This window comes from Bradyrhizobium sp. HKCCYLR20261, from assembly GCF_051168435.1.
GTDB lineage: Bacteria > Pseudomonadota > Alphaproteobacteria > Rhizobiales > Xanthobacteraceae > Bradyrhizobium.
This window is the reverse complement of the sequence record NZ_JBNPUZ010000010.1, coordinates 137,083-158,815: the sequence shown is the minus strand read 5'-3', so window position 1 is coordinate 158,815 and position 21,733 is coordinate 137,083. Positions and strand designations below refer to the sequence as shown.

Genomic DNA, 21,733 nt, shown 5'->3' with positions numbered 1-21,733 from the left:
TGCCGCGGCTGCTCACGATCGCCTCCGACGCTGATGTGCTGTCGCGAGGTCGCATCGCGATGCACGCGCCGCCATCGGAGATGACCGAGGAGGAGCTGCAGAGCGTCTGTTTGAACGAGCATGTTGCCTGTGTCGCGCGCCCTCGGCGGGCCGCGCAGAGCGGGACACATCGAAGGATCGCAAGAAGTCGGAGAGCTGCCATGAACGCCAATGTCAAACTGCCCGCTGCAAAGGGCGTCTTCATCGACAACAAATGGCAACCTGCGCAATCGGGCCGTAGCATCGCGATGCTGGCGCCGGCGACGGGGCAGGTGATCGCCGCGATCGCCGCCGGCGACAAGGCCGACATCGATCTCGCGGTGGCCGCGGCGCGCCGCGCGCTCGAAGGTCCGTGGGGCCGGCTCACGGCGGTGGAGCGCGGGCGGCTGTTGTCGAAGCTCGGCCGCCTCGTCGAGGATAACGCCGAGGAGTTGGCGAAGCTCGAGGCCGCCGATACCGGCAAGCCGATGAAGCAGGCCAAGGCCGACGTCGTCGCGGTCGCGCGCTATTTCGAGTACTACGGCGGCGCCGCCGACAAGGTGCATGGCGACACCATCCCGTTCCTCGACGGCTTCTTCGTCACCACGGTCTATGAGCCGCTCGGCGTCACCGGCCACATCATTCCCTGGAACTATCCGGGCCAGATGTTCGGCCGCACCGTGGCGCCGGCGCTCGCCATGGGCAATGCGACCGTGATCAAGCCCGCGGAGGAAGCCTGCCTGGTGCCGCTGCGCCTTGCCGAGCTCGCGGCGGAAGCCGGCTTTCCGGCGGGCGCCGTCAACGTCGTGCCGGGCCTTGGCGAGGAAGCCGGCGCGGCGCTGTCGGCGCATGACGGCATCGACTTCATCTCTTTCACCGGCAGCCCGGAGGTCGGCACCCTGGTGCAGACGGCGGCGGCGCGAAATCACATCGGCTGTACGCTCGAGCTCGGCGGCAAGTCGCCGCAGATCGTATTCGCCGACGCCGATCTCGATGCGGCGCTGACATCCGTCGCGGCGGCGATCGTGCAGAATGCCGGGCAGACCTGCTCGGCCGGCTCGCGCGTGCTGGTCGAGCGGTCGATGTGGGACCGCTTCCTCTCCGAGCTGAAGCTGCGCTTTGAAAAGATCACCGCCGGCACGCCGGAGATGGATCTCGATCTCGGCCCCGTCATCAGCGCTGTGCAGAAGAAGCGCATCGAAGGCATACTGGCGCGCGCCGAGAGCGGCGGTGCCAAACGGGTTGCCTCCGGCCGGATTGCCGAGGGCGCCCCGAGCGAAGGCTTCTATGTGGCGCCGGCGCTCTATCAGAGCGTTGACCGCAACTCCGAACTCGCGCGCGAGGAGGTGTTCGGTCCGGTGCTGGCGGCGATGCCGTTCGACGACGAGGCGGACGCGATCAGGCTCGCCAACGGCACCGATTTCGGCCTGGTCGCCGGCGTCTGGTCCGGCGACGGCTCGCGCGCGATGCGCGTCGCACGCAAGGTCAAGGTCGGCCAGATGTTCGTCAACGGCTATGGCGCCGGCGGCGGCATCGAGCTGCCGTTCGGCGGCATGAAGAAATCCGGCCATGGCCGCGAGAAGGGCTTCGAGGCGCTGTACGAGTTCGGCGCGATGAAGACCCTGATCGTCAAGCACGGCTAGGGCCGAGGCTCCGGTCAATTCCGCCGTGCGGACGTGAGCGACAAGGACGCGCGGCGTCGTTGTCGTTCGGCGCGGCGAAGCGTTAAATGCAACAAGCTTTGCAGTGAAGGAGACGTGCCGATGAGCGACGAAACGGAATTGTTCGAGAAGGGCCTCAAGGTGCGCCGCGAGGTGCTTGGCGCGGGCTATGTCGATGGCAGCCTCGCCAAGGCCGACGATTTCATGATGGCCTTCCAGCACATCACCACCGAAATGTGCTGGGGCTATGCCTGGACCCGCCCGGGTCTCGATCGCCGCACCCGCAGCATCGTCAACCTCGCGATGCTCACGGCGCTGAGCAAGCCGAGCGAGTTGAAGCTGCACGTCAAGGGCGCGCTGACCAATGGCGTGACGGTCGACGAGATCAAGGAGATCCTGCTGCATGCGACGGTCTATTGCGGCATTCCCGCCGGCCTCGAAGCGTTCAAGGCGGCGCATGAGGTGTTGATCGCCGAAGGCGCGATCCCGAAGAAGGACGGCGCATGAGCGCGCCGACAAACGTTCTGTTCGTCGGCATCGGCAATATGGGCTGGCCGATGTCCGCGCAGCTGCTGAAAGCCGGCTACACTGTCGTCGTCAATGACGCGGTCGCCGGGCGCGCCGCGGATTTCGTGCGCGAGGTCGGCGGCACGGAAGCCGCCGATCTGGCGGCGGCTGCGGCGCAGGCCGAGGTCATCATCACGATGCTGCCGACGAGCAAGCATGTCGCCGAGGCCGTCGCCGCGCTGCGACCCGGCTTGAATCAGGGGCACATCCTGATCGACATGAGCTCCGGCGCCCCGGCGGCGACGCAGGCGATCGCGGCTGATCTCTCGCCGCTCGGCGTCATCATGCTCGATGCGCCGGTGAGCGGCGGCGTGCCGCGCGCGAAGACCGGCGAGCTCGCGATCATGGCCGGCGGCGACGCCGCCGCGCTCGACCGCGTCGAGCCGCTGTTGCGCGCGATGGGCAATACGATCCATCGCATCGGCGGCCTCGGTTCGGGGCAGGCGATGAAGGCGCTCAACAACCTCGTCTCCGCCGGCGGATTCCTGATCGGCATCGAGGCGCTGCTGATCGGCCAGCAGTTCGGCATCGATCCCGGCCTGATGACCGACGTGCTGAATGCCTCGACCGGCATGAACAATTCGACGCAGAAGAAGTTCAGGCAGTTCGTGCTGTCGCGTCAGTTCAACAGCGGCTTCGGCCTCGACCTGATGGTCAAGGACCTGTCGATCGCGCTCGAAGTGGCGCGGACGAGCGGCGTCGCCGCGCCGTTCTCCAACCTGTGTCGCGAACTCAGCGCCAGCGCGCAGGCGCTGCTCGGCCCGGGGCAGGATCACACGGCGCTGGCAAAGCTCAGCGAGGCGCTGGCCGGAGTCGAGCTCGGGAGCGATGAGCGAAGACCGGGCCGGTGACGAGGTGTCCCCGGCGTCCGGCGTGGCGCGAAGCTGCGGCATACGCATCACCGTCTCGCGACGCCAGGAGCGTCCGAGTTGATCGAGGCCTTGGCCCTCGGGATCATGAGGGCGCGAGGAATGCCGGGCGCTGGCCGCACCCATGGCCCGCCTGCAGAAAAAAAGCAGGCGGCAGTCACCACAGGTTCAGCCGAGACATCCCGGCATTCCCCGCGCGATGGTTGGGCGGCTTATACGCACTCTCCCCGGGGACCGGGCTGTCTTGCCCCCGTCACGGACGGATCATCATCACCATCCGCTTGGCCTCAGCATCGGGAGACCAGGACCATGCGACTTCGCCGGCGCGCGGTCCCGTTCGTCCGCATGGCCTTGAGCCACGCTGCGAGACCCTCGCACCCACCGCATCCCAGCCCCGCGCGTCGTGACGATCGCGAAGCGCCCCTCATGGCGAGGCGGGACGAAGATAGATACCATTGTTTCCGAAAAATAGAAAGAGAATTCTTTTTAGCGGGTTGGCTGGACAGGTTGGATCGACAAGATCCGGCGCGAGACGCGCGACCCCGTCAGGCTTCCCCGTCGAGGCGGCAGAACGAAACGGCGGGACCTGCGATCACAGCCCAGTTCGAGCGGGGATGGGAAGCGTCGAGGGGGCGAGCCCGGACGTCAACGTCGGAATATTCCGCCGACCACCCTGTGCATCGCGCCGCCGATCGCGCCGATGGGGCCGCCGACACCGGGCGACGAGCGCGGACGCCCCGCGACGCGACGTCGCGATGGACGATCGGCCCTTCGCGCCTCCGCTGCAGCGCTCGCCATTTCCTTGTGCTGGGCGGCATTGAGGAAGCCGGTGGCGGGGTAGCCGCGCTCCTCCTGCCAGCGCGCGATCACCGCCCGCGTGGACTCGTCGAACTTGCCATTGACCTTGGTTTCGAAGCCGAGGCTGGAGAGCCTGCGCTGCACGTCGCGGCGCTTGGCCCGGGTGAGGCCGATCTGATCCTCGGTCTCCTGGGACGCTGCGTCGGTGGCCATCGTCGTGGTGGCAGGGGCCGACGTCTCACGAGGTTTGCTGCTCAGCCCCGCTTCGGCAAGGTGTGCGCTGTCGACCATCGCAATGATGGACAATGCCAGGATCAAGCCGCGCATTACCGTCCCCTTCGTCTCGACGCGACGATTCGATCTCAAGCATAGGCCCATGCCGCGATGAACGCTCGGACTTCGGCGGTGGGACTCTGCTGGATTCAAGTAACTGTGGTCCGTGGCGCACGGTTCCGTGCCCGAGCGATTATTCCGACGCATTTCAGGCGGAGCGATGGCGGCGGCGGTGCGGGCTCGGCCGCTGTCTCAGGCCGTGCGCGGCGCCTGCGCCGCAGCATGCCGGTCGCAGATGGTGCAGACTCGAGATCGCCGCTATGTCGACGTTCTGCGCAGCGACAAGGACGAGTTGCGGCTGTCTGTCACGCCGCCAGTCTGCAACGTGGTCGTTGGCTTGCGTGTGCGGATCTTCAAGCTGGAATGGGAAGCGTGAAATTGAATGTCGTCCCTCCCTCAGGATTGGACTCGCACCAGATCTTGCCATTGTGACGGTCCACGATCTTCCGGCACGTCGCGAGTCCGAGGCCGGTGCCCTCGAACTCGTCCCGGCCGTGCAATCGCTTGAACGGTTCGAAGATCTGCCGGTGAAATTCCGGAGCGATGCCGATGCCGTTGTCACGAACGCCGATCCGCCAGAAATCCGCCTTCTCTGGCATGGCGGACACGTGCAATGCCGGTACGGTGGCCTTGCAATACTTGATGCCGTTTCCGATCAGGTTCTGGAGCAGCTGTGTCAAGAGCGGTGCGTGGCCAAAGACGATCGGAAGATCGCCCCGTGTCACCTTCGCTCCCCTGTTGCTGATGATCTGTCCCAGATTGGAGAGCGTGTCCTCCACCACAAGATTCATGTCGACGGGCTCGAACACGACATGCGCATCCGATTTGGTGTATTCGTGAAGGGTGTCGAGCAACGCGACCATGCGCTCGCCGAGGTGGACCATGCGTCCGCAATAGTCGCTGATCTTGGCCGGGTCGGCATTGCCCGACTTGACGGCATGGCTGATGATCGACGCAAATCCGCGGATCGAGGAGATCGGCGATTTCAGATCGTGCACGAGGACGTCGGCGAACCGTTCCAGTTCCTCGCGCTGCTGATCCAGCGCAAGCTGCATGGCGGCTTTCTTGCGCGCATAGCGGAGAATGCGGCCGATGGATCGCTCGTTGATGTGTTCCTTCGCGATGTAGTCCGATGCGCCACGCTTCATCGCCTCGGTCGCGATGGTCGCGTCGCCCTGGCCCGTCGCCATGACGATGAACATTCCCGGGGCGCTCCGGTGCAGGGCTTCCACGCCGTCGAGCCCATCGCGTCCCGGAAGTTGATAGTCGACGACCGCAACATCGAACGACTGCCGCTCGCACGTGGCCAGCGCCATGTCGATGCTGTCGGTCTCGACGCATTCGCAGGAGATCCCCGCACGCCTCAGGGCGCGCATGACGTTCTTGCGGTCTGCGTCGTCGTCGTCCGTGATCAGGATCGTCACGGCATCACCGGCGGCATGTGGCTGGCTCATGGGAACTCCACGATCCGCCAATAGCCCTGCATCAACTCGACGAGCTTCTGAAAATTTTCGCCGACGCGCTCCTTGAGGATGTACCCGGCAACGTTGAGGTTGTAGGAGGCAACCTTGTCCTCGTCCCTGCTCGAGGTCGTCAGCATGAACACGATGCTGCGCTTCAAGCCGTCGTCCCGCCGGATTTCACTGACGAACTCGATGCCGGTCATGCGCGGCATGTTGATGTCGACGAGCAGGATGTAGGGCGAGCTCAGCTTCGTCTTCCCATTCGTGCCGCGCAGGATGTCGAGCGCATCGGCGCCGTCGTTGGCTCTCAGCAGCGGATTGATGATCCGTGCGGATTTGAATGCGCGTTGCACGGATCTGGCGTCGCCTTCGTCGTCGTCGACGAGCAGGATCGTCACATCGCGCGCCCGTTCGGCGTCGGCCGTCATCGTTTCCGTTCCTTCGCCGCGTTGGGAGTGAGGAGGGTGAAATAGAAGGTCGTGCCCTCGCCGACGGTCGATTCGAGGAGGATCGAGCCGCCCGAGAGTTCGATCTGCTTGCGTACGATGGCGAGACCCATGCCACTGCCTTCGACCTGGTCTCGTGGTCTCAGGGTCTGAAACATCTTGAAGATCCTGTCGTGGAACTGAGCCGGAATGCCGGGACCGTCATCCTTGACGGCAAAGGTGTGATGCGACCCGCGATCGACCACGGAGATCTCGATGCGACCAGCCGCCTTGTCATGGTGCTTGATGGCATTGCCGATCAGGTTCATCATGATCTGCTGCAAGGGCATGCGAAAGACCTCGATCGCGCCGAACGCGGGGTCCACGATCACCTCGAAGCCATCCGGCGGCGTCATCATGGCCAGCACGTCGTCCATGAGTTCGGCACCGGAAATGATCTCGCTGCCGGCGGCCTCGCGGCCAATGCGGCAGAATTCCAGGAGATCGTCGAGCAGTTTCTCGAGCCGTCTCACGCGGCCGCGCAGGAGCTGCATGCTCACCAGGTTTTCGCCGGTCAGGTGCGGCGCAAGATCCTCTTCGAGCCATTTCGAAGCATTGTCGATGACCCGCAGCGGCGCCTTGAGGTCGTGGGATGCCGCATAGGCAAAATCGTCGAGCTCCCTGTTCGCGGCCTCGAGCTCGGCGGTGCGTTGCGCGACCTCTTGCTCCAGCCTTTCATTGAATTGACGGCGTTCCTCCTCGGCCAGCTTCCGGTGCGTGATATCGACGATCGCGCCGAGCACCATGACGCCCTCGTCCGTGTCGATCGGCGTGAGACTGATCTCGATGGGAAACTCGCTGCCATCCTTGCGCCGGCCATAGACTTCGCGCCCCGGACCCATCGCGCGTTGCAACGACTCCCTGAGAACCGGACTGGCGAAATACCATTCGAGGTGGGCATGGTGCCGATCTCGTTCGGCGGCCGGCAACAGCAGATCGATCCGACGCCGGAGCAATTCGTCGCTGTCGTAGCCGAACAGCCGTTCAGTCTGCCGGTTCACCAGCGAAATCAGACCGGAGCGGTCGACCATGACCATGGCGGTCGGGGTGGACTCGACCACGAGACGGAATCGCTCCTCTGCGGCCTTGCGCGCCGATATGTCTCTGAGCGCGCCGACGATCCCGGTCGTCTCGCCCGAAGCCGGATCCTTGAGCGATCTCATCACCGCTTCGAGCCAGATCCGGCGGCCGTTCCGATCGTGGGCGCGGATGGAGATCGAACTCTGCTCGGCCTCGTCGGCCAGCAGCGAATTGAGGGTCGTCTGCAACTGCTCGACATCCTCGGGGTGGATCGGGCCGTACGGCTGTTGGCCCAGCAGCTCGCTTTCATCCACCCCCAAGATGTCCCGACATGCTGGCGAGACATAGCGGAGGCGAAGGTCACGATCGAGCTGGATGATCAGGTCCGAGCTGTTATCGGCCAGAATGCGATACCGGGCTTCGCTCTCCTTGATCATGCGCTGTGCTTCGCGCATCTCGGTGATGTCGGTGACGAGTACGAAAAAGCCGATCACGTCGCCGTTGGCGTCGCGATGCGGAATGTAGTTGGTCCAGGTGTCGCGGATGCTTCCATCCGCCTTGTTCAGCATCCGCTCGTAGTTCTGCGGCTGGCCCGACAGAGCGGCCTGGATATGAGGCTCGGCCTCGGCGAACAGGGTCGCGTCCAGCAGCGACGTGACGTGGCAACCGACGAGCTCTTCCAGCGATCGGCCGAACCATTCCGCATAGGCCGAGTTCGCGAAGCGGCATCGAAGGTCGCGGTCCCAATAGGCCATGACGCTCGGCACGGCATCGATGAGGGTCTTGAGCTCCGCCGTCCTGGCGGCGACCTCCTGCTCGAGGGAGACATTGCTCTTCCGGAACTGGTCTTCGACCCGCTTCTGCCGGCTGATGTCGCGCTCGATGATCGATGCGCCGATGATCGTGCCATCACGCCGCCGGATCGGGATGGCCCTGATCGACACGTCGATCGCGGTGCCGTCCTTGCGCAAACGCCGCGTTTCCAGATTGTCGATATGTCGACCCTGCCTCACCTGATCGAGGATGTAGTCGTCGTGGATCAGCTGCTCGGGCGGGATGTGGATACGGATGCTCCGGCCGATGACCTCGTTCGGCCGGAACTGGAAGAGACGCTCGGCCGCGACGTTCCATGACAAGATCGTACCCGAGAGGTCCTTGGCAACGATCGCGTCTTCCGATGAGTCGAGGAGGGCATCGGCGATTGCGGCCTTTTCTTCGAGCTCGTTCTTCGCTCTTTCCAGTTCGCGGTGGCTCTTGCAGAGGATTCCGTTGATCTGTGAGCAGAGCGAGGTGGGATCGAAGGGTTTCGCGATGACCCCTGCGACGCCGACGCGCCGAAGGTCGTCCAGCTCCTTTGCGCTCGTGGTGCCGGTGACATAGATAACGGGAATGCCTGCGGTCTGTGGTCGCTCCCGCAAACGCGCCAGCGTCGTGGGGCCGTCCATGCCTGGCATGTTGTGGTCGAGCAGGATGAGGTCAGGAGACCATTTTACGGTTGCGGCAAGTGCCTCCTCGCCGGAGGCGCAACTCCGCACATTGAAGTTCGAGTCGACTGCGATGGCCGTCCCGACGATCTCCCGGGCGTCGGCGTCGTCGTCGACATGCAATACGTCGACTGAGCGCAGCTGGAATTGCACATTCATGTCGATGTCGACCAACATCCAGTGATGAAAGTGAATACGCTGTCCATCGGACCAGATGCCGATGATAACTCTCAACTAATAGACGACGTGCATAAAAGGTGAGTTTCGCTGACGTGCGTAATGCTACCTAAAGCGGTAACTTAGACGATTGCATCACGAATATAAACAGCTAAGTGCGGGCTGATGCTGTTGCGGAGCCGTCGTTGTCGGCGCTATCCGGAGTTTTGCGGAGTTCTTTGTTCAGGCTGTGCAAAAACGATTGGCGAGAGAGAAGCGCTTCGATCGAGGTCTGGAGCGTGACGGTATCGGGTGCTTGGCCGACATCGAGTTTCGACTCCGAGTTGTGCAGGAAGTCGTTGATGTGAGAACCGTTGTCAGAATATCGACAGGCCGAATCAAATGCGTAGCAGATTAATGCAGCTCTTAGTTCGATCGCTGGTCTGGGGCGCGTTCGCCGGCTACCTCTTACATAGTCCGGCGCTGGGCAGGCGCCTGGACGGTTTCAACGTCGTAGCGACACCAGACCATCCGTTTGGCACCGCGACAGCGGAGCAGGCCTTGTCGATGGCGAAGAGGCTTGGCGCCAATTCTGTCGCCGTGATTCCGTTTCTCTGGCAGTCGACCCCGTCGGCACCGGACATCATCGCGGGAAGCGCCATGTCCGACGAGGCGCTGCGCGCGGCAATCCGGCAGGCGCGCCGGCTCGGTCTGACGGTGATCGTCAAGCCACATGTCTGGGTACCGGACAGCTGGGCCGGCGCCGTTGAGCCGGCATCGGAGCAGGATTGGAAAGCCTGGTTCGTGCGGTACCAGGCGCAGCTCGAGCGCATGGCTCGAATGGCAGCCGACGAAGGTGCCGATGTCCTCGCCATCGGCACCGAGCTCGCAAAGACCACGCGGCGTCCCGAATGGAGCGCCGTGATCAAGGCCGTGAGGTCGGCGTTTCCACGAACCTTGCTTTACGTCGCGCACAATGCGGACGAAGCCGAAGCGATCGGCTTCTGGCCGCTGCTGGATGTCATCGGCGTATCCCTGTATCCGCCCCTTGGCCCCGACGACGACCGTGGCGGCCGTATCGCTGCGATGGAAGCGGAGGCCAGGCGTCTCGACGCGTTGTCGGAGCGTTGGGGCAAGCCCGTGCTGGTGGCCGAGATCGGATTGCGTTCGGCCAAGGGCGCTGCCGCAAAACCCTGGGAAAGCGCCGAAGAGAGGGCCGCGCCCGTGGACATGCAGTTGCAGGCCGACGTGATCGCGGACTGGCTCGCGGTGCTTGGCCGCCCGGCGGTCGTGGGCGTCCTGGTCTGGCGCTGGTTCACCGATCCGGCCGCCGGCGGGACCGCCGACACCGACTTCACCGTGCAGGGTAAGCCGGCAGAAGCCGTGCTGTCCTGCGCATGGGCCGGCGTATGCCGCAAACCCTGAGTCAGAACCTGTACCAGGCTCCGACCACGAGGCCGTTCTCCTGCAGGGCATTCCGCCCCCAATAGGTGGAGTAGCCGCCGATCTGCAGCGACAGCGCCGGAGTCAACGCGTAGACGGCGCTGAGCTGGGCCTTGTGATAGGCGTAGCTGCCGAAGCCTGTGGTACCAGCGCCCTCGGACAGCACGTTGAACGACTGTGCGAGCAGCAGCCAGCGTTCGGTTGGGCGAATGCCGAAGGTGATGTCGGTCCGGAATTCGCTCGGCGGGCCGTTCAGGCGATAGCGTTGCGCGATCTGGAGATCGACGAAGGCGGGAAGCGTTCCAGCCTTGAAACTGTAGCCCGCGAGGCCGCGCAGCTCGATCTGCCGGTCGGTCTGGCCAATCGCGGCCAGGTTCGATGAGTCGGACGTGCCGGGCACGCGGAAGATCGCCTGGACGGAAAACACCCAGGAGGAGTCGGACCAGACACGGGCCCGGGCTCCGAGGTCGGTGTAGCCGAGGCCGCTGCGTTGCGCTCCGATGGGCGAGGCGATGTCGATGTGCTGCAGCGAGGGCTGGACGATGGCGGTGATCCAGTCCGTGAGGCCGTACTCGACCAGCAGCTGGGCTTCGTCCTTGCTGTAGCGCGGGATGCGACGCAGCGCGCTGCCGCTGTCGAAAATGCGGGTCGACTGCATCGCGGTGCCGGTGAACACCAGGGCGCCTGTTCCGGCATCGAGCGTCCAGGCGCCGGCCCACGCCTGGCCCGCGCAGCCCGCCGAGATCATGGCGATGAGGCACAGGATCTTCCAACGTCCGGCCAGCGCGCTGAGGGACGTCGCGGCATACGCTCGGGCCGTGCAAAGAGCTAGGCGCATTGCGGCACGACACGGTCGCCGCCGGTTGCGGCAATGTCCGACACTGCTGCGATGGCGCGGGTCAGCAGATGGATGCGGCCTGCGCCATTGACGCGCTCGGTCACGACGGCAACGCTTGCGGTCGCGTGATGCGCCGCGATCGCTTCCGGATTGGAGATCCTGAGACCTGCGATCGCGGCGCGCAACGTCTCGGCCAGCTTCATGGCTGACGCGCGCGACTGGTCGGGGAGGATGAGGACGATGAGTCCGTCGCGGTAGATGGCCGCGACCACGCCGACAGAGGCCGTGGCCGCGCGCACCGCGGCTGCGACCCTTGCCATGATGCCGGATTCCGCGGCCTTCCCGGTCTCCAGTTGCACGCAAAGCCGATCGACGGCGAGCGCGATGATGGAGGTCTCTGTACCAGGCGGAAAGTTCACATCCGCGAGTAGATACGCCTCGGCCATTTCGCCGACGAACAGACCCGTGCTGCGATCGATCCAGTTCGATGCGCGACGGTCGCCTGATCCCGACGCCAGTCGTGTCAACTCGGCCTCGCGGGCTTCGCGGCGGTCGAATTCCGCCTTCAGCTTGAGCGCCGATCGCACGCGGGCCAGCAGTTCGACCCTGTCCACCGGCTTGGTGATGTAGTCGGTCGCGCCGGCGATGAACGCATTGCCGAGGCTCGCGGTATCGCCGAGCGCCGTCACCATGATGATCGGCACGCTGGCGTAGCGCGGGTCGTTGCGGATCCGCGCGCAGGCCTCGATGCCGTCGACCTCGGGCATGACGATGTCGAGCAGCACGAGATCGACCGTCACCGGATCTGCCGACGATGCGCCGATCCCGAGCGCCCGGTAGGCATCGTGGGCCGACCCCGCCGTCACGACCTGTTCATAGCCCGCGGCCAGCAGCATCGCCTCGGTGATGTCCCGCCCGTCTTCGGAATCGTCGACAACGAGAATACGCATGGTGAACTCCCTCGAATGGTCCTCACATCAGAGCCGGCTGGCGGTTTGTCCGGGCATGACGTTCGTCCGCCCGAACAGTCGCCAGCCGGCCTTGTCGTAGATGAGCTCATAGCCCGCGGCTCCCCGCCGATAGAGCAGAGGGAAGGCCTTGTTCAGCCGGTCCTGCGCTCCGCTGCCGATGTCCGGATCGGGAACGGCCACGAACGGAGCGTCGATCCGCGAGAACAGAATCCCGAGCGTGAATGTCTCGTCGGATGGCGACAGCAATCCGCGCGCGCTGCCTCGCCCGATGACGATCGCGGGAGCGTTCAGCGTGTCGACGAGAATTCCATCGCGTCCGACGCTGGCCTGGCCGAGATCGATCGCCGCGCTCCGCTCCGCGTCGACGTGACGACCCTCCAGGGCGATGGCGACATTGACGGCTCCGCTGGGATCCGCGATCGCCAGGCCAGCGACGCCGCCGACCCAACCGAGCGCGAGCAATGCCATCACGATCTCCAACCGCTTGCGCACCGGCGGCATGTGGATGATGACGATCGCCGCCAGGACCGGCGGCATCACCGCAAGCGCCGCGGGATCACCGAACAGGCCGGTCGTGACCGCGAGAACGGCTGCCGCGACGGCTGTCGCGATGAACATCAGCATGGGCGCCAGCAGAGGCCGCTGGCGCCATATCGACACGATCGCGAAGCCCGCGATGGGCGCGCCGATCAGGATCGCCGCCATGGTCGCAAGGCCGGCGTCGACCGAGAGGGAGCCGGACACTCCGCGGCCGAACAGGGTGAAGAATCCCGCCGCCCAGGTGGCGACCCCTTCGGCGGGCGCCACCAGGAAGGTCCAGCCGCTGCCGGGGAATATCCAGGACATGTAGGAGAAGGCCGCGACGCAGAACGCCGTCGGAAACAGCAAGGCGAGCACCAGGTTCAACGCCGTCCTGGAGAGCTGCTCGGGCTGGATCGCGAGAACCAGAAACGGCACGGCGGCGCAAGTGATTGCGGCGCCCATCGGATGCGAGAAGGTCAATCCGAGCAGCGACAGCGCGACAGCCATCACCTCGGGCGCGCCGGTGCGGGCGCGCAGTCTGAACAAGGCGCAGCCGAGCAGGAACAGAAAGACCGTGAAGATCATCTCGGACGGCCCGGCCATCGCGGCACGCAGGATCGCGGGATGCATCACGATCAGAACGACGATCAACGGCGCGAGGGTGGCGGCGATGCCGATGCGATGGAAAGAGGTCAGCAAGCTGCCGGCGAGCAGCGCGAGGACGACGCCGGTCAGGAGAACGGGGGTGGGCGTCCCGGCAGGAGTGACGACTTGCAGCAGCGTCGTGGCGAGGAAGGGAATGGTGGGATAGGCCGCCAGAATGCGCCCGATCGGCATCTGCCCTTCGCCCGCGGTCATCGCGCTTGCCCACAACGTCACGGCATCGTTGGGAACGAGGCCGGCCGTTACGGCGCTGAGCGAGACGACGAAGACGGCCACGCAGGCGACGGCCATCAACGTCCCGAGCGGCAACAGGCGGCTCATGCGGCGGCCTCCTGCGCCTGCGCCAGTTCGCGCGCGACATGCTTGGACACGCCGTGATGCGTCTTCTCCCAATAGAACGGATTGCGCAGCAACTGCCACAGACCGCGATAGGTCGCGATCGAGAGCATGACCCAGTAGCCGAACGCCGTGAGGCTATAGGGAATGAGATTGAGCCAGCCGCGCCGGATCGGCGCCAGCATGTTGAGGAACATCAACGCGCCATTGCCGGCGAGAAGGTTGAACAGGGCCAGGAACAGCAGCGGTTCCGGAAACACCGCCTCGAGCCCGCTGATCGCGGCGATCATCCAGGCGAGATAGAGCAGCCAGAACACCGGGTTGAGCAGGCCGGACAGCACCGTGCCGCCGATGAAGAAGACGAAGCCGAGAAAACCCAGCGGTCCGATCATGCGCATGAAGCGGAGCGGGCGCCTGGTGTGAACCAGAAGGGTCTGCATGTAGCCCTTCATCCAGCGCGAGCGCTGCCTGATCCAGTTGCCGGCGTGGCAGCTTGCCTCCTCGAACGTGGTGGAATCCACGATGCCGACGCGATAGCCATGCTGGGTCAGGCGCACGCCGAGATCGGCGTCCTCGGTGACGTTGAACGGATCCCAGCCGTGCAACTCGCGCAGCACGTCGATCTTGAAATGATTGGACGTGCCCCCCAAGGGGATCGGAATGCGGAGGTGGTCCAGCCCGGGCAGCATCTGGTCGAACCACAGGCCATAGTCCAGCGTGAACATGCGCGTGAGCCAGTTTTCGCTCGCGTTGAAATAGCTCAGGCTGCATTGCAGGCAGGCCGTATTGGCCGAGGACTTCCGGAACGTCGCGACCACCTTGCGAAGCTGGTCCGGCTCCGGCCGGTCCTCGGCATCGTAGATCACGAGGAATTCGCCGCGCGCGAACTGCAGCGCGAAATTGCAGGCCTTGGGCTTGGTTTGCGGCAGCGATGGCGGGACCCGGATTATCTCGAACATGCCTTCGAGACCGAGCTTGCTGGCGACCTCGATCGTCTCGTGGTCGCTGGCCTCCAGCACCAGCTTGATGTCGAGCTTTCCCAGGGGGTAGTCGAGGTCGCGCAGCGCCTGAGCCAGCATCGGCAGCATGGCCGGCTCCTTGTACATCGGCACCAGCACCGTGAAGACCGGCAGTTCGTCGTCCGTGAGCGCGCGCGCTTCGATCGCGATGGTCTCGTCGGCCATGCGCACGCCGCCAAACAGCACGAGCAGGCCCTTGAAGGCGAAATTGCCGAGATAGAAGACGCTCATGGCGACGTTGAGGGCGATCAGCGTCGTGAGGGGCGATAGCGCCAGGCCGAGCAGGATCAGGCTGAGCAGCGCGTAGCCGAAGGCGATTTGTTGCGGGGTGAAGACCCGCTGCGCCGAGAGCTCGGGATTGAGGTCGGCGAGTTCGTAGACGGCGCGCGCCGACAATGCGTCGTCGAACGCGGCCTGCACCGCCCAGACGATGTCGAACTTGGTCGCGACGACGAAGCCGATGTTCGCTCCCCAACGTTTTCTCGCAAACAGCAGCGTCTCGGGCCCGGGCTCGGCGGTCGCAATCATCAACCGTCCGTCGCTCTGCTTCCACGGCATGATCAGCATGCGGGCGTAGATATCCGCCTCCCCCTCGCGAAGGAGTGCGAGGTCCGGTGGATCGCGGATCAGGTCGACGAACGGCAATTCGTAATGGTAGGCGACGGCCTGATAGTAGATCGCCGGCTCCGCCCAGTTGCGCGACAGGATGGCGTTGCCGAGGCTGACGTGCCAGGCCTCGGCGAGGGCGATGGCCTCGTCGAGCTGGCCGAGCGAGAGGACGCGGCGGGCGACGAGGATGTCGCCGAGGGCGCGATCGGAAGCTGACAAGGGCTGCATGGCAGAACCTATTCGCCGGCACGGCGAGATACACGGCGGCGGTACATGCGCTGGGCCAGCATCAGCAGCGCGACGGTCGCGATCACCCAGGTGACGCCAACGATCCAGGGCCAGCCGCGATCGAGGTTGGCTGTCCACGACTGCTGGTCGGCATAGGTGACGCGCAGAAGGGTGTCGCGATAGCTGGAGAGCGCGAGGGCGACGCCGCTCCGGTCGAGAATTGCGACGTCGCCGCGGTCGAGATTGATGGCGGGCGCCGCGGACAATGATCCGTCGCCGCTCAGCGAACGAATCCATAGTCCGGGAAAGCCATTCGCAGTCACGATTTGCGCGACGGCACCGGTGGTCATCCCGCCGAGGTCGAGCAGAACGCGGTCGTTGCGATCGGTGATGGCGACGCGGCCGCGATCGAACCGCACGCGCTGATCGGCTCCGGCGGGAGGCGAGCTGCTGACCGAAATGAAGGGCGCCGACGGTGACGCCGCGGCCTTGGCGTCGACATAGGTCACCTCGATCGGCGTCGTCCTGTTCGACAACCCGCTCACCACGCCGGATAACGACGCCAGCACCGAGAGTGGGCGGTCAGCCGTCGATGCCGGCAGGTGAATCTGGATGCCGTCGCCCCACAAGCTCACCAGGTCGGAGAAGTCGCGTGCTGCCGGGCCGATCGGCGACAGAATCACCTGGCTCGAGCCGAGGAGCTCGGCAGGGTAGCCCTGCGGCTCGAACCGGCAGTCGCCCTGCGAACTGCGACGCTGCACCACCGTTCTGATATTCGCGATCGTGCCGACGAGTCCGTCCGGAAGGGCAAAATCGAGCCGCGTCGGTCCGCCGATCGCGGCGACCGTGCTGGCGAGCAGGTGCTCGTTGACGAAGGCGCTGACCACGGCCTTTTCGCCGGCACCGTCGGGAGCGACCATGACATCGAGGACGAGGCGCGAGGGGCGGGTGCCCGCCGGCAGCGACTGGCTCGCGATCGTCATGGGAAGCTCGGCGCGGCCGAACACATCGACGCGCGGCGCAGTCAAACCGAGGTCGTTGAAGCTGATTCGATCGGTCGGCTTTCTGGCGACCGAGATCGTTCCGATCGACGCCGTCGGCGTATCACGGAGCGCCAGGAGCGAGGGATCGCCGAGCAGTCTTCCGATCTGAGACGAGCCGGAATCCGAGGCGAGAAGAACCGGAACGCCGCCGATCCGACCTGCCGCAAGCGTGTTGGTGGCCCGCGCGCCGCGCGCGTAGTTGACCAATGTTGCCGCCGGCCCATCGAGCCGGTCCGCGATCTCATCGAACGATCCGACGACGATCAGGCCACGCGTCCAGCGTCCCCTGTTGTCCTGGTCGACCAGGTCCGGCATGGCGTTCCTGCCGTGATGAAAACTGACGGTCCGGCCGCCGGCCTTCAGGGATCGGGCAATCGTCAGCGCGGTCGCGATATCGGCAGCAGGCGGCGATGCGCTGGACAGCAGGATGCCGACGTCCCGGGGCATCAGCGCCGCGGTCACCGCAATGTTCGGTGTGCCCGAAAGTCCCAGGGTAAAGTCGACCATGGTTTCGGGGCGGATGGTGACGCTGTCCCCGACATAGCGGACATCGATGCAGCGATCCTGCGTCGCTGCGCCGGAATACACGAACGATAGCTTGAGAAAGCCTTCGCGTGCCGACGCATTCGCAAGCGAGATGCGGGCGGTGCGCCCCGTACCCTTCCCATCCAAGGTCAGCGCGGCGATCGAACGATCGTTCGCCAGGATCTCCAGGCTGCGGCGCGCCTCGTGGGCGCTCACGTCGTCATAGGCGAGAACGAGTTCGGCCAGATTGAGTTCGACGCCCTGCGGAACGCGAATATAGAGTTCGCGCCGGCCGCCGAGATTCGACAAGCGAAACCCTTCGGGAAATCCGGCATCGGCGATGGGAATACCGACTCGCAGCGATTTGGGTGTCGTCTCGACGATCGTCGCCGGGAGCGCGGCCATGAGCGGCGACGGCTGGAAGGCGGCTGGCCGCGCCGGCTCCGCCGGAGCGGCTGGCGGCCTGCGTTGCTGGGCATGGACTGACGACGCCTGGATTGCGAGAGCCGCAGCCAGGACAAAACGCACGACATACGACACGATATTCCCCCGTCACTGTAGTATCAGGTCCCCCGGCTCGCATCCGTGCCGCATTGCGCGGCTTCAGCGGCAAGTCGCAGCCGTTCGAAATGAGTAGTCAAGGCATTGAGTTCTTCGGTCTCCAATCCTCGCCGCGAGCGATAAGGCCCGAGCAGAACGCTGTCGCATGCTCGCGCCGCCTGACCGATCGCCCCAAATCCGATCGTCGAGGCGATCCCGCAGATGTCGTGGATCCAGCAATAGGTCTTCGCGACCAGCTCCGCCGAGGTGGCCTGATCTCCTGTCATTCGCGGCAGGTCGATGGCGGCCTGCTCCAACCGTTCGGTCAGTCTTGTCGAAAAGCGCCCGCGCACGACGGCGAGGCGTGCCTCGAGTTGTTTGTCCATCGCCGCGCATCGGGACGTCTCGTCCAGCATCCGACGTTCCTTACGGTTCGACCGTTGCGGTTGCCGCGGAGAGATGAGGTAACACGACGGACGCACGCCGAAGCCAAGATGCTGCGAGCGCGGCCATCACTGGCATTCTTCCGATGGCATGGTGACATGGTGGTGCATGAATGACCGCTCCGCATCCCGGATGACTCGTCAGCGCGGCGTTCCCGCGCGTCGATAAAGGCTGAGCGACTTTCGTTACTTTCGGACGCACACTTTTTCGCGTAGAAATACGCTCGCTGACGACGCGGATGCTTCGTTGCGTCGAAACCGCGCTTGCGGGCGGCACATTCGCCGGGAGCTCCACGGCGACGATGCCGGCGCGATAGCGGCGCATCGGCGGTCCCACACCGGTCGGAAATCGCGTAGTTCTACCTGCGATCGTCTTATCCTGACATTTAGGCTGCCTTGATCGGATCGCGGTGGCCGAACGCCGGATGCCGTCGGTGAGGTATTGCGCGGGTCGGCTGGAGCTACGGTGCAATCCCTCGTCAAGAATGGGATCTCGGACCGAAGTGGGAGCGCAAGCGATGGATGCACGACAGGTGAGCAGGGCGATCTCGACAATTTTAATTGTCGACGATGATCCCCTGGTCCTCAAGGCGACCGCCGACTGGTGTACGTGGATGGGCTTCTTCGTCCTGACAGCGACGACCGGATTGCAGGCTCTGATCAGGGCGGCCGAACACCGGCCTGACGTTCTCCTGATCGACGTGCACCTGCCGGAGATCGATGGATTGAGCGTCCTGGGCTATCTGTCGGACGCAGCCAAGAAAGCGCCTCATGTCATCGTGATGACCGGGAGGGCGGATGACAAGACCGTCGAGCTATGCGACGGGCTTGCCGCGACGTTCATACCCAAAGGCCGTCTGTTCTGGAAAGAGCTCGCGGCAAGCCTCGCCGAGATCTATCCCGAGCGAAATGCCGAGATCGCACAAGCGGCCGGACAATTTTCTGCGGCAGACGTCAGGCGACGTCCACGCGTGCTGCTCATCGATGACGATGTCAGCGTGAAGAAGATGCTCGAGCACCAGTTCGAAAGGCTGGGAGCCGATCTTCTGTATGCGAGCGATGCCACCCGAGGATTCTGGAAAGCGCGGCGTGAGCATCCGAGTGTCATCGTCGCTGATTTCTCCATGCCGTACGGCGATGCCAACTATCTTCTCGCGAAGCTGCGGAGTGCGTCAGAGACCCGCGACATTCCGGTCATCGTCCAGTCGGGACGGCATCTCAGCAGGCCGATCAAGCGCAAGCTTCAGGAGGATATCGACGGTCATCCTGGCGCGGCCCGGGTCCTGCATAAATCGACTGACGGCGCCGAGCTGCTGGACGTGTTGCGAAGGTATTGCGGTTTCGCCGCAATGCCAGAAGGGGCGCTGTCTGCCTGCTGATGGCAGCAATTCCCGCGTCGCAGGGATGGTCCTCCGTCGACCTTCGCGGCACGCAGGGGCATCGCATCTGACCTCCAGCTGCGCCCGGCTGTTTCCATCTCCGTCGTCCAGGGCCCTCGAAATGCGATGGATGGCTGAGCCTTTGCCGCGCTGGAGCGGCTGAGGCCGCACGGGCGCGACAAGCCCTGGCACGGAGTGAACTGTTGGCCGAGGGCAATCCGCGCTTGACGCATGTCGTCACATGCGATCGCACCTCGACACGCGCTTCGGTGTGCCCCGCGTTCCATCGTCCCGATGAACAGCGCAGGCGCCGGGAGCGGCGCCAGTGGCGCTCATGATCCGCTTCCCATTGGCGAGAATGAGCGAGGCGCCACCGCCCGCGCGCGGAGAGAGGCCAGCAAAGGCCGGCGCGTCTCAGCGTGTCGAAGCCCGTCGTGGCGGACGCGAGGACGTGTGATCAGGCGCGTCCTCACCGGGGGCGGATCTGCTATCCACCGCGCTGATACATCATCCGCAATTCCGACGCTGCCGCCGATTGCAGATGAGCGAGCGCCTCCTTCAGGTTCGAGATCTCGCGACTGGTCGGCTTGCGCTTCTCCGCCATCGCGCGCAGCAGCGCCGTCTCGGCGGTGCGCGCCGCCTGCCCGGTGGCGGCGAAGCCGACCGTCGGACCGATGCCGCAGATGCCGTGCAGATGACGATACGACTCCGAAACGAGCGCGCCACTGGCGTCGTCTCCGCGCGACATGCGGTCTGCGAAGACGAGAGTAGCCGTGATCTTGCTTTCGAGTGCGGTTGCGAAGCGGTGCCTCACCTTGGCAAGGCGGGCCTCGAATTGGTCGCCGGTCATGCAGTCCTCCTGCTGCTACATTCCAGCAGCGTCCCGCTGAAGAATTAATTTCAAGTCATCGCACACGGATCAATGCGTTCGATCGCGAAGATGGTCGATCCGGCGAGCCCGGCGTCGACGGTTCGCCGGAGCAAACCGCAGGCGGAGCCGCCCCGGGGCAGGGGCGGCCGATGGTTCAGGTAGTTTTACGTGCAGCGAAATTAACGCACCGTCAGACATGGCTGAATAGCTTTGCCGAGGCGTAGCGCCGCTGGTTGCATCGATCGCGGCGTTGCGAGGCTGTGATCTTGTCGCCGCTGGGGTTCTGCCATGTACGCGTCAGGGCAAGTCGCCCATATCCAGGTCGAACCAGCCGTCACGGCTGCCCCGCTCTTGCGGGTTCTCGTCATCGACGACGACGAGAGCGTCGGAGCGGCGATCAAGGTGTTCCTGGCGCGTCGCAGATGTCGGACCGAGCTGGCGTCGGGCGCCTATGCGGGTATTCAAGCGCTCGCGCATTCGAGTTTCGACGTGGTTCTGGTCGATCTCTTCATGACCGGAATGAGCGGACTCGACGCGATTGCCTATATCCGGCAACGATCAGCGGTGCCCATTGTCGCCATGTCCGGCTTCAGGCTGCGTAGCTCGCTCGAGCCGGTCGACTATCTTAGGACGGCTCTGCAACGCGGCGCGTCGCGCTATCTTCGCAAGCCGTTCTCTTCCCACGAGCTGATCGAGGCCATCGACCTGAGCTTGCCGCTCCACGCGCATTCTGGAGTTCTGCTGCGATGAGCCGGTTCAGCGGCGAGATGACCGACGCGGCTCGTTCCGAGGCGAAATTGCCGCGTGACGATCGTGCCATTGCCGCGAACGAGGTGGGCGCGGCGATCGCTCACCAATTGAATGGACCATTGACTGCGCTGCTGCTCTACCTCGAAGACCTTTGTCAGAGCGGCAGCCGCTTTCCTGAGATCGAACATGATGGCGTGTCGCTGAGGGAAGTCGCTGAGAACGCGCTGCGCGAGGCCGAGGCCGTCTGCAGACTGGTGCAACGGCTTGGCGATACGTTCGAGGCGCCACTCAGGCAGCAGACCGCGTTTGCGCAAAGTCGTGACGTCATCAGGTGGTGGTCGCGGGTCGGCAACGCCCACGATGAGGCCAGACCGAGTCCGCAAAACGCAGTCTGGTTGCGTTCGCTGACCACGCGCGAGCAGGAGGTTCTCGGTCTGGTTCGGGACGGATATTCGAACAAGGAAGGTGCGGTGCGGCTGCAGATCAGCCCGCGAACCTATGAAGGTCACCGGGCGGCCCTGATGCGGAAATCCGGAGCGAAGAACCTCGCAGACCTGCTTCGCTTGGCGGCTCAAGATCAGTATGCGGCCGACGGTCAGCAATCGGCGAAGGCCGGGCGGCGTCGAGCGGTCCCGCCGGAGCGTTGCGGGAAGGTCAGATGCGGGAGTTGAACGGCGAGATCGAGATCGATCGTTCCGT

General features: G+C 64.7%; 19 protein-coding genes. 8 read left to right on the top strand and 11 right to left on the bottom strand.

Annotated features, from left to right (window positions below; genetic code table 11):
• Positions 1-200 precede the first annotated feature (200 nt).
• From ACQR1L_RS23020 to ACQR1L_RS23010, 3 genes are all read left to right on the top strand, one after another.
• On the top strand, positions 201-1,661 hold the full coding sequence (locus tag ACQR1L_RS23020) for an aldehyde dehydrogenase family protein (protein WP_434860206.1): 1,461 nt from the start codon (positions 201-203) through the stop codon (positions 1,659-1,661).
• A 120-nt stretch (positions 1,662-1,781) separates the two neighbouring features.
• Positions 1,782-2,186 carry a carboxymuconolactone decarboxylase family protein gene (locus ACQR1L_RS23015; protein ID WP_434860205.1) on the top strand — a complete coding sequence of 135 codons (405 nt, stop codon included), beginning with the start codon at positions 1,782-1,784 and terminating at the stop codon, positions 2,184-2,186.
• Positions 2,183-3,097 (top strand): NAD(P)-dependent oxidoreductase, encoded by a 915-nt coding sequence (locus ACQR1L_RS23010; protein WP_434860204.1) that lies wholly within the window; start codon positions 2,183-2,185, stop codon positions 3,095-3,097. Before ACQR1L_RS23015 ends, ACQR1L_RS23010 begins: the two co-directional genes overlap by 4 nt.
• A 663-nt stretch (positions 3,098-3,760) precedes the next feature.
• Here ACQR1L_RS23010 and ACQR1L_RS23005 read toward each other — a convergent pair.
• Positions 3,761-4,240, bottom strand: a complete 480-nt coding sequence (locus tag ACQR1L_RS23005) for a peptidoglycan-binding domain-containing protein (RefSeq protein WP_434860203.1) — start codon at positions 4,238-4,240, stop codon at positions 3,761-3,763.
• Positions 4,241-4,406: 166 nt separating this feature from the next.
• Between ACQR1L_RS23005 and ACQR1L_RS23000 the strand changes: the two genes are divergently transcribed.
• On the top strand, positions 4,407-4,622 hold the full coding sequence (locus ACQR1L_RS23000) for a hypothetical protein (RefSeq protein WP_434860202.1): 216 nt from the start codon (positions 4,407-4,409) through the stop codon (positions 4,620-4,622).
• Here the strand turns inward: ACQR1L_RS23000 and ACQR1L_RS22995 are convergent.
• From ACQR1L_RS22995 to ACQR1L_RS22985, 3 genes are read right to left on the bottom strand one after another with little or no spacing between them, the layout of a single operon-like run.
• A complete protein-coding gene (locus ACQR1L_RS22995; RefSeq protein WP_434860201.1) occupies positions 4,600-5,700 on the bottom strand; it encodes a sensor histidine kinase in 1,101 nt (366 codons plus the stop codon). The two genes, ACQR1L_RS23000 and ACQR1L_RS22995, sit on opposite strands and share 23 nt — an antisense overlap.
• A complete protein-coding gene (locus tag ACQR1L_RS22990; protein ID WP_434860200.1) occupies positions 5,697-6,137 on the bottom strand; it encodes a response regulator in 441 nt (146 codons plus the stop codon). Before ACQR1L_RS22990 ends, ACQR1L_RS22995 begins: the two co-directional genes overlap by 4 nt.
• Positions 6,134-8,875 carry a PAS domain S-box protein gene (locus ACQR1L_RS22985; protein WP_434860199.1) on the bottom strand — a complete coding sequence of 914 codons (2,742 nt, stop codon included), beginning with the start codon at positions 8,873-8,875 and terminating at the stop codon, positions 6,134-6,136. Before ACQR1L_RS22985 ends, ACQR1L_RS22990 begins: the two co-directional genes overlap by 4 nt.
• Before the next feature lie 381 nt (positions 8,876-9,256).
• On the opposite strand from ACQR1L_RS22985, the gene ACQR1L_RS22980 reads away from it, so the two are divergent.
• Positions 9,257-10,279, top strand: coding sequence for a glycoside hydrolase family 113 (locus ACQR1L_RS22980; RefSeq protein WP_434860198.1), 1,023 nt, complete (start codon positions 9,257-9,259; stop codon positions 10,277-10,279).
• A gap of 1 nt (position 10,280) precedes the next feature.
• Here the strand turns inward: ACQR1L_RS22980 and ACQR1L_RS22975 are convergent, their stop codons facing one another.
• The 6 genes from ACQR1L_RS22975 to ACQR1L_RS22950 all read right to left on the bottom strand — a co-directional run bounded on the left by ACQR1L_RS22975 (position 10,281) and on the right by ACQR1L_RS22950 (position 18,007).
• Complete coding sequence (locus tag ACQR1L_RS22975; protein WP_434860197.1) at positions 10,281-11,135, bottom strand: hypothetical protein; 855 nt, start codon at positions 11,133-11,135, stop codon at positions 10,281-10,283.
• A complete protein-coding gene (locus ACQR1L_RS22970) occupies positions 11,126-12,085 on the bottom strand; it encodes a response regulator (RefSeq protein ID WP_434860196.1) in 960 nt (319 codons plus the stop codon). The genes ACQR1L_RS22975 and ACQR1L_RS22970 overlap by 10 nt, the downstream gene beginning before the upstream one ends.
• 27 nt (positions 12,086-12,112) lie before the next feature.
• The gene (locus tag ACQR1L_RS22965) at positions 12,113-13,612 is read right to left on the bottom strand and encodes a hypothetical protein (RefSeq protein WP_434860195.1); all 1,500 of its coding nucleotides are present in this window, start codon (positions 13,610-13,612) and stop codon (positions 12,113-12,115) included.
• On the bottom strand, positions 13,609-15,483 hold the full coding sequence (locus tag ACQR1L_RS22960; protein ID WP_434860194.1) for a glycosyltransferase family 2 protein: 1,875 nt from the start codon (positions 15,481-15,483) through the stop codon (positions 13,609-13,611). The genes ACQR1L_RS22965 and ACQR1L_RS22960 overlap by 4 nt, the downstream gene beginning before the upstream one ends.
• Positions 15,484-15,491: 8 nt before the next feature.
• Positions 15,492-17,456 (bottom strand): hypothetical protein, encoded by a 1,965-nt coding sequence (locus ACQR1L_RS22955; protein WP_434860193.1) that lies wholly within the window; start codon positions 17,454-17,456, stop codon positions 15,492-15,494.
• Between the two features lie 158 nt (positions 17,457-17,614).
• A complete protein-coding gene (locus tag ACQR1L_RS22950) occupies positions 17,615-18,007 on the bottom strand; it encodes a hypothetical protein (protein ID WP_434860192.1) in 393 nt (130 codons plus the stop codon).
• 545 nt (positions 18,008-18,552) lie between these two features.
• On the opposite strand from ACQR1L_RS22950, the gene ACQR1L_RS22945 reads away from it, so the two are divergent.
• The gene (locus ACQR1L_RS22945) at positions 18,553-19,413 is read left to right on the top strand and encodes a response regulator (RefSeq protein ID WP_434860191.1); all 861 of its coding nucleotides are present in this window, start codon (positions 18,553-18,555) and stop codon (positions 19,411-19,413) included.
• Positions 19,414-19,900: 487 nt separating this feature from the next.
• Here ACQR1L_RS22945 and ACQR1L_RS22940 read toward each other — a convergent pair whose 3' ends face one another.
• Positions 19,901-20,263: a hypothetical protein gene (locus ACQR1L_RS22940; protein ID WP_434860190.1), complete on the bottom strand. Its 363-nt coding sequence runs from the start codon at positions 20,261-20,263 to the stop codon at positions 19,901-19,903.
• A 309-nt stretch (positions 20,264-20,572) separates the two neighbouring features.
• On the opposite strand from ACQR1L_RS22940, the gene ACQR1L_RS22935 reads away from it, so the two are divergent.
• Positions 20,573-21,034, top strand: a complete 462-nt coding sequence (locus ACQR1L_RS22935) for a response regulator (RefSeq protein ID WP_434860189.1) — start codon at positions 20,573-20,575, stop codon at positions 21,032-21,034.
• Positions 21,031-21,705 carry a LuxR C-terminal-related transcriptional regulator gene (locus tag ACQR1L_RS22930; protein ID WP_434860188.1) on the top strand — a complete coding sequence of 225 codons (675 nt, stop codon included), beginning with the start codon at positions 21,031-21,033 and terminating at the stop codon, positions 21,703-21,705. The genes ACQR1L_RS22935 and ACQR1L_RS22930 overlap by 4 nt, the downstream gene beginning before the upstream one ends.
• Positions 21,706-21,733: the final 28 nt, after the last annotated feature.